9 protein-coding genes are annotated in these 7,963 nt (G+C 70.6%); 8 read left to right on the top strand and 1 reads right to left on the bottom strand.

All coding sequences use genetic code 11. The features are described from left to right. Window positions 1–950: adenylyl-sulfate kinase (gene cysC / locus AB1460_RS34510; protein WP_368966542.1), on the top strand; the 950-nt coding region annotated here is incomplete at its 5' end. Between the two features lie 113 nt (window positions 951–1,063). Here the strand turns inward: cysC and AB1460_RS34505 are convergent. After that, the gene (locus AB1460_RS34505) at window positions 1,064–1,732 is read right to left on the bottom strand and encodes a TetR family transcriptional regulator (protein WP_368966540.1); all 669 of its coding nucleotides are present in this window, start codon (window positions 1,730–1,732) and stop codon (window positions 1,064–1,066) included. Window positions 1,733–1,861: 129 nt separating this feature from the next. Between AB1460_RS34505 and AB1460_RS34500 the strand changes: the two genes are divergently transcribed. From AB1460_RS34500 to AB1460_RS34470, 7 genes are all read left to right on the top strand, one after another. After that, window positions 1,862–2,020 carry a hypothetical protein gene (locus AB1460_RS34500; RefSeq protein WP_368966539.1) on the top strand — a complete coding sequence of 53 codons (159 nt, stop codon included), beginning with the start codon at window positions 1,862–1,864 and terminating at the stop codon, window positions 2,018–2,020. Further along, a complete protein-coding gene (locus tag AB1460_RS34495; RefSeq protein ID WP_368966538.1) occupies window positions 2,017–3,216 on the top strand; it encodes an RNA-guided endonuclease InsQ/TnpB family protein in 1,200 nt (399 codons plus the stop codon). Before AB1460_RS34500 ends, AB1460_RS34495 begins: the two co-directional genes overlap by 4 nt. A 321-nt stretch (window positions 3,217–3,537) precedes the next feature. Next, window positions 3,538–4,398: an SDR family NAD(P)-dependent oxidoreductase gene (locus AB1460_RS34490; protein ID WP_368966544.1), complete on the top strand. Its 861-nt coding sequence runs from the start codon at window positions 3,538–3,540 to the stop codon at window positions 4,396–4,398. An 88-nt stretch (window positions 4,399–4,486) separates the two neighbouring features. Further along, window positions 4,487–5,257 carry an SDR family NAD(P)-dependent oxidoreductase gene (locus AB1460_RS34485; protein ID WP_368966536.1) on the top strand — a complete coding sequence of 257 codons (771 nt, stop codon included), beginning with the start codon at window positions 4,487–4,489 and terminating at the stop codon, window positions 5,255–5,257. A gap of 134 nt (window positions 5,258–5,391) precedes the next feature. Next, window positions 5,392–6,621, top strand: a complete 1,230-nt coding sequence (locus AB1460_RS34480) for a toxic anion resistance protein (protein WP_368966534.1) — start codon at window positions 5,392–5,394, stop codon at window positions 6,619–6,621. Window positions 6,622–6,668: 47 nt separating this feature from the next. Then, a complete protein-coding gene (locus AB1460_RS34475; protein WP_368966533.1) occupies window positions 6,669–7,169 on the top strand; it encodes a hypothetical protein in 501 nt (166 codons plus the stop codon). Further along, the gene (locus AB1460_RS34470) at window positions 7,166–7,954 is read left to right on the top strand and encodes a TerD family protein (protein ID WP_368966531.1); all 789 of its coding nucleotides are present in this window, start codon (window positions 7,166–7,168) and stop codon (window positions 7,952–7,954) included. The genes AB1460_RS34475 and AB1460_RS34470 overlap by 4 nt, the downstream gene beginning before the upstream one ends. The last annotated feature ends 9 nt before the right edge of the window (window positions 7,955–7,963 follow it).

Below are 7,963 nucleotides of genomic sequence, written 5' to 3'. Positions count from 1 at the left end.
ACCTCCCGCAGGCCGTCGCCGGCCAGTCCGTCACCCTCACCCTGGCGGATGAGATCGATGTCAGCCGTGGGGACGTGCTGGCCGCCGCCACCGACCCGGCGGCGGTCGCGGACCAGTTCGCATGCCATCTCGTCTGGATGGCGGACGAACCGATGCTGCCCGGCCGGCCGTATCTGCTGAAGATCGGCGCGCGGACGGTGAACGCGACGGTCGCGCAACCGAAGTACAAGGTCAACGTGAACACGTTGGAACACACCGCGGCGCGGACGTTGGACCTCAACGAGATCGGGGTGTGCAACCTCAACCTCGACCGGGCGGTGCCGTTCGACCCCTACACCCTCAACCGGCACACCGGCGGGTTCATCCTGATCGACCGGTTCACCCAGGCCACTGTCGCGGCGGGGCTGCTGCACTTCGCGTTGCGCCGCGCGGACAACGTGCACTGGCAGGCCGTCGAGGTCGACAAGACCGCCCGGGCCCGCCACAAAGGTCAACGCCCCGCGCTGCTGTGGTTCACCGGCCTGTCCGGCGCCGGGAAATCCACCATCGCGAACCTGGTCGAGAAGAAACTCCACGACCAGGGCTACCACACCTACCTCCTCGACGGCGACAACGTCCGCCACGGCCTGAACAAGGATCTCGGGTTCACCGACGCCGACCGGGTCGAGAACATCCGCCGCGTCGCCGAGGTCGCGAAACTCATGGTCGACGCCGGGATCATCGTGCTGGCCTCGTTCATCTCCCCGTTCCGCGCCGAACGCCAACTCGCCCGCGACCTCCTCGACGACGGCGAGTTCCTCGAGATCCACGTCGACGCCCCCCTGCAGGTCGCCGAAACCCGCGACCGCAAAGGCCTCTACGCCAAAGCCCGCGCCGGCCAGCTCACCAACTTCACCGGCATCGACCACCTCCACCACACCGGCATCCTCACCCCACCCGAAACGCCGTGAGGGGCTGAGCCGAGCCCTGCGCAAGCCAGGGCGGTGGTGGCCGACATGCGGCTCGCCACCGCCCTGGGCTTTTCCGTGGGCGGAAAGGATGCGGAAAGAATGTGGCCCGCGGGTCAGCCGTGGGAGGGCTGGCCTGGGTCCGGATAGCTGATACCACGCAGGATGACGGCGACGCGGTCACGGAGCGTCTCGCTCAACCAGGCCGCGGAGCGGTCTCCCGCTCCCCAGCGAATGATCGCCTCCATGGTCACGGCGGTCAGCATCGCGGCGACATCCTCGACATCGATTCGCGGGCCCAGTTCGCCGCGTTCCCGGCCGTAGCGGAGAAGCGTCTCGAAGGCGACGCTGAGGCGAGGGCTCGGCACGGTCCCCTCGGGTGCCTGCCCTGTGAAGCCCAGGGCGCCCGCCCGCAACGCGGCCGCCCTGGGGGCGCGGACGACGCGCCGAGCCATGGAACCCATCACCTGCTCGCTCAGCGAGGTCAGGGAAACATTCCGCACTGTCTCGGCCTCGACCTGGTCGATCATCGCCTGGATCGTCGCCGAGCTCATCTCAAGGAGAATCGCCTCTTTGTTGGCGAAATGGAAATAGAAGGTTCCCTTGCTGACTCCGGCGGCCTGCGCGATATCACCTACGGTGCTCGCCTCATAAGCCTCGTTGAAGTCGCCCGCGCTCCACAGGTCGAGTGCGGCGCGGGTGAGCGCGAGTCGGGTCTCCCGTGACCTTGTGTTGACGAGCGTAGCCCGCTGGCGGGGCGGGTTACGGGTTCGGCCGGGTTCCATCAATGACCTCCGGAGGGGGCTGCCTTCTTCGGGCGGCAGGGGAATCCGGTACGGACCGCGACCGGTGGGCCGGTTGTGCGCGGGGAGTCCGGCGCCTGTTCGCACATTTGTTCGGATAGCATGGTTGTTGTGTCCAGAGGAGCACCCGGTGAGTCGCTGAACCTGCGGGTCTCTGCGGGGTTGAAGCGGCAGATCGAGGAGCACACAGCCGAGACCGGCGTCTCGATCGGCGCTGCCACGCCCGCGCTCCTCGCCGCCGGGCTGCGTGCCGAACGGCGCCGCGGGTGAGGCGGACGTTCAGGTTCCAGCTTCGCCCGACCGCCAGGCAGGCCGCCGCGTTGACGGCGATGGTCGGCGATCACCGGGCGTTGTACAACGCGGCCCTGCAGGAACGCCGTGGTGCCTACCGTCACCCGAGCCGGACGACGGTCCGTTACGGTGACCAGTCCGCCCAGCTCACCGGGATCCGTGCGGTCGACCCGGCACAGGGCCGCTGGTCGTTCTCCTCCCAGCAGGCCACGCTGCGCCGTCTCGACAGGGCGTTCGCCGGGTTCTTCCGCAGGGTCGAAGCTGGCCAGAAGCCGGGTTATCCCCGGTTCAGGGGCGCGGGCTGGTTCCACACGGTGACCTGGCCGAAGGACGGTGACGGCTGCCGCTGGAACTCCCAGCCCGACCATCCCACCCGGACCAGGGTGCGGTTGCAGGGCGTGGGCCATGTCAAGGTCAACCAGCACCGGCCCGTGGCCGGCACGGTCAAGACGATCTCCGTCACGCGTGAGGGGCGCCGCTGGTACGTGCTGCTGTCCTGCGACGACGTACCCGCCGCGCCGCTGCCGGCCACCGGGGCGGTGGTGGGGGTGGATCTGGGGGTGGCGTCGCTGGCGACCCTCTCCGACGGCCGGCACATCGGCAACCCCCGCTACCTCGCGACGGCGGCCCGCCGGCTCACCCGCGCCCAGCGGGAACTGTCCCGGAAGAAACGCGGGTCGGGGCGGCGGCGGAAGGCGGTGGCGCGGGTCGCCGCGCTGCACCGCACGGTGCGCCGGCGGCGTCTCGACCTGGCGCACAGGACCGCCCTGCGGCTGGTCCGTGAGCACGACCTGATCGCGGTGGAGGCCCTGCGGGTGGGAAACATGACCCGCCGGGCCGCCCCGAGACCCGACCCGTCCGCGTCGGGGGTGTTCCTGCCCAACGGGCAGGGGGCCAGGTCCGGGCTGAACAGGAGCATTCTCGATGCGGGATGGGGGGTGTTCCTCGCCGTGTTGCACGCCAAGGCTGAAAGCGCCGGGCGGGTCGTCGTCGAGGTGAACCCCGCCCACACCTCCCGCACCTGCGCTGTCTGCGGGCACTGCCACGCCGGCAACCGCAGAACCCAGGCCGTGTTCGCCTGCACGGCGTGCGGGCATACCGCGCACGCGGACGTGAACGCGGCCGTCAACATCCTCCGGGCCGGGCTGGCCCGTCAGACCGCGCAAGCGGCCTGAGAAGCCGGCGGCTTCAGCCGTCGGAGTAGTCACTGTGGCACCAAGCATACGCAGGGGGTCAACGCTCGTTCCTCATCCTGCGTGGCGCCAGTTGTCCGGGGAGTGGAGCGACTCTCGGGCGGCCGAGCGGTGCCGGCGGGTGCTGGACGGGTACTGGACGGGCGCGGTGCGGCGGAGCGCGCGCAGGTCCGAAGGTCCGAGTCCGACCGATGTGGATCGCCGAGTCCTGGGTGGCCGCATCGGTCGCGCTGTGCACCACTGTGAGCCGTGTTACTCTCCCATTTGAACATCGATCAAATGGGAGGCGGAGATCGCATGGCGATGCAGCGCCACGAGGAACTCGATCTGACCGGTAAGGTCGTGATCATCACGGGGGCCAGCCGGGGAGTCGGTCGGCAGGCGGCCCAGGTGTTCGCCCGCCGCGGCGCGCACCTGGTCCTGGCCGCGCGGACGGTCGAGCCGGACAGGAAGCTGCCCGGCACGCTGAACGAGACACTCACGGAGATCGAGACCCTGGGCGGCCAGGCGATCGCCGTGCAGACCGACCTGGCCAGCGAGGCGGATCTCAGACACCTGGTCGACGCCGCCGTCGAGCGGTTCGGCGGCGTCGACGTGCTCATCAACAACGCGGCGGCCACCACCGGCGACATCTGGTCCAAGCGGTTCCTGGAGCTGACGCGCGAGGACTGGCTGTACCAGTTCGACGTCAACCTGCACGCGCCCTTCACGCTCATGCAGCTGGTAGTGCCGATCATGGAAAGTCGTGGCGGCGGCCGCATCATCAACCTCAGCACCGGCAGCGGCGAGGTCTTCCGCCAGCCGGAGGAGCTCCCCAAGCTCGAGAGCGTCGGCGAGTTCAGCCTGGCCGTGCCCGGCTACTACTCCAGCAAGCGGGCGCTCGACCGGCTCGGCAACGCCCTGGCTCCCGAGCTCGCCCGCAAGGGCATCGCCGTGATCGCCATGCACCCGGGCCTGGTGGCCACCGAGCTCGTCGCCATCCGGGTCAAGGAAGCCGGCCTCGACGACAGCGTGGCCGTGCCCATGCAGGTTCCCGCGCGCATGCTGGCCTACTTCGCCTCCTGCGCCGACCCCATGGAGTACACCGGGCGCATCTTCTGGGCCGAGCGCGAACTCAGGGAGCTCGGGATCGAGCTGGACGACGAGCCCGCGCTCACGAGCTGACGGGAACGGGGCCGGCGGCCCGGTGTCGCCGCCGGCCCGCCGCCGGCCGGGTACCGGCGGCGGCACCGCCGACAGCAGAGGGGAAGACGTGGATCTGGAGAAGTACGGGCCGTGGGCTCTGGTCGTCGGCGGGTCGGAAGGCATCGGGGAAAGCTATGCGCGAAAGCTCGCCGCGCACGGATTCAAACTGATCCTCACAGCACGGAAGACCGGCCCCTTACAAACGCTGGCGGATGATCTGCGCGCCGGGGGAGCCGAGGTGCGCACCCTGTCCGTCGACCTGAGCGAGCCCGACGCGCTGGAGCGGACCCGGACCGCGACCGACGACATCGAGGTCGGCCTGCTCATCTACAACGCCGGCGCCAACAGCGTGCGCGGCGACTTCGTCGAACTGGACCCCGCGGTCTACCGGTCGGTGATCGCCGTCAACGTCCTCGGCCAGGCGGAGTTCGCGCGTCACTACGGCGCCCTGATGTGCGAGCGCAGACGCGGGGGAATCATCCTCTCCGGTTCGGGCGCCAGTTTCATGGGTGCGCCGTCCCTGGCCGCTTACTGCGGGTCCAAGGCATTCAGCAGGGTCTTCAGTGAAGCGCTGTGGATCGAGTGCGAGAAGTACGGTGTGGACGTGCTGCATCTCAGCATCGGCTTCACCGCCACGCCGGCGATGGCCCGGCTGGGATATCCCCTCGACGCCGCCCAGCCGCCGGACGAGGCCGCCCAGGAGGCCCTGGACAACATCGCCGGCGGCCCGCTGTGGATCGCGGGCGGTCAGTCGTCCCTCGAGACCGCGATCAGCCGGTCCACGGTCACCGGGCGTGCCGAGGCCGTCCGGGCGGTGGCCACCCCGGGGCGGTTCTGAGGCCTCTCGTAGTCCGCTGGTCGACAAGGCATTTCGCGTAGGGTCGAAGGTGGCAGACACTTCGTGCGGCCCGTGACGAGGCCGCGCCGGCCGAGCAGGGCTCCTGCCCGGCACGGATGTCGGGAGGGGAAGCCATGTCGAACTCGTTGGACCTGGGCGGCTCGCCGGCGTCGGGAGCGGGCGCCGACTCCCCTCGCTCGCCGGCCGGTGCCCTGGAGCTCGTCCCGCCCCAGCCGGTGGCAGTCGTCGCCGACGACCAGGTGGACAGCATGGTCCCGCTCGACGAGGCAACCCGGGCCCAGCTGCGGGAACGGGCCGCCGCGTTCGCGGACGACCTCGCGGCGCAGGACCCGCGCAGTCCCGCCTTCCAGGACAAGATCAACGACATCGTCCGCATGGGCGAGCGGGAGATCGTGGCGAGCGCGCGGGTGTCGAGCCGGATGCTCGACCGCCCGGCTGCCGCGCTGCGGGCGGGGCGCGGTGGCCGCGGGGGTGCGGACGCGCAGACCCGGGTCGCCGGCACCCTGCTTGAGCTGCGCCAGACCGTCACCGACCTGGATCCGGCGAAGGCGGACCTGAAGGGTGGCCGCAAGCTGCTCGGCATGATGCCGCTGGGGAACCGGATCTCCCGCTATTTCCAGCGTTACCAGTCGGCGCAGAAGCAGCTCGACGCCATCATCGGCGCGCTCGACTCCGGTCAGGACGAGCTGCGCAAGGACAACGCGGCCATCGAGCACGAGAAGGCCACACTCTGGGCCGCGATGGGCAAGATCACCGAGTACGCGACGCTCGCCCGAGCGCTCGACGCCGCCGTCGCGGCCCGCATCGACCGCGTCCGGGCCACCGACCCGGCGGCGGCGGACGCGCTGACGTCTGACGCGCTGTTCCCCATCCGCCAGCGCCAGCAGGACCTGCTCACCCAGCTGGCCGTGAGCGTGCAGGGCTATCTGGCCCTCGACCTGGTCCGCAAGAACAACATCGAGCTGATCAAGGGTGTCGACCGGGCGCAGTCGACGACTGTCGCGGCGCTGCGCACCGCCGTGATCGTGGCCCAGGCGCTGGCGAACCAGAAACTGGTGCTGGACCAGATCACCGCGCTGAACGCCACCACCAGCAACATGATCATGTCGACCAGTGAGCTGCTGCGCCAGCAGTCCGGCCGCATCCAGGAACAGGCGGCGTCCAGCACGGTGGACGTCGAGACACTGCAGAAGGCCTTCGACAACGTCTTCGCGACGATGGACGCGATCGACACCTACAAGGTGAAGGCGGTGGAGAGCATCGCGACCACGGTCACCGCGCTGGAGGCGCAGGTGGTCCGCTCCAGGGCCTACCTGGAGCGGGCACAGGCCGGCGAGGGCTGACCGGTGCCCGTCCGGCGCCGTGCGGGACTGGTACAGGTGGCCGCGGCATGATCTTCCGATGGCGGGGCGAGAGCGCCGGGGCCGAGCCCACGGCCGGTGAACCGGCACCGCCCGTGTCCCCTGCGGGGCAGGCGGGGTGGCTCCGCGAGGAGCTCGCGCGGATCGTCGGCCGCGCCAACGCGGACGGTGGCAGGCTCCCGCCCGGCGCGGTGCCCACCGTGCGCGACATCGACGACGTCCTGCGGCCGCTGCTGGGCTACATCGAGACCAGGGGCGCGAGCGACGAGGAACTGCGGTACATCGCCGCGATCATCCAGGAGTACCTGCCACAGGCGCTGGATGACTTCCTGGCGCTTCCGCCCCGGTACGCCGACCGGCCCGGCGTCACCGGGACGACCCCCGCCGAGGACCTGGTCCGCCAGCTCCAGCTGCTCGACGAGGGCGCCGGCGAGATCCAGGACTCCGTCTACAGCGGCGACGCCGCGAGACTGGCGATCCAGGCCCGGTTCCTGGACGCCAAGTTCCGCCGCTCCGATCTCGACGCATGACCGTGGCCCTGCCGCGCGGCGGCAACGTGCTCCTGGCGAAGGAGGCACCCGGCATCGAGCGGGTCCGCATCACCCTCGGGTGGAGCGCCACGACGCGGACGACCGGGACCGGGGCCGGGGCCGGGGCCGGGACGGGAACCGGCCCGGTGCCCGAGGCCGACGCCGTCGTCGTGCTTGTCGACACCGACGAGAAGGCCCCGCGGCTCCTGCTCACCGACCAGGTGCCCAACCCGACCGAACGGATCGGCGCGCCGCGCGCACCCCACCGGACGGACGGGGACACCGAACAGATCACCGTCGCGCTCCCCGCGGTGCCGACGGACGTCGCCCGACTGCAGTTCGCCGCGGCGATCTACGATCTCACCGGCCGTAACCAGACCTTCCGGGCCGCCCCCCACGGATTCATCCAGGTCTGCGACGACAGAGACGGCCGGGAGATCGTCAGCTACACCTTCGAGGCGGAGACCGGCGTCGAGACAGCGCTCGTCTTCGGCGAGCTGTACCGGCACCCGACGGGATGGAAGTTCCGGGCGGTCGGCGAGGGGTACGCGAACGGCCTGCCCGGCCTGGTCGGTGGCAGTGGCGGCAGTGCCGACGGCATCGCGGCGGTCCACCCGGCCAGCGCGGCCGCCTTCCTCACCCGACTCTCCCCGGCCCGCAGCCGGCGGCGGGTGACCGACCATCTGCGGTCCGCGACACGACCGGCACCGCCCTCGCCCCCGGCCACCTCTCCCCTATCACCACCGACCCCCACCCCACAACGAACTCATGCTATCCCCCGTTGATGACCTATC

Origin of the sequence: Parafrankia sp. FMc2 (assembly GCF_041008525.1) — a bacterium.
GTDB lineage: Bacteria > Actinomycetota > Actinomycetes > Frankiales > Frankiaceae > Parafrankia.
This window is presented reverse-complemented; position numbering and strand designations above follow the sequence as displayed.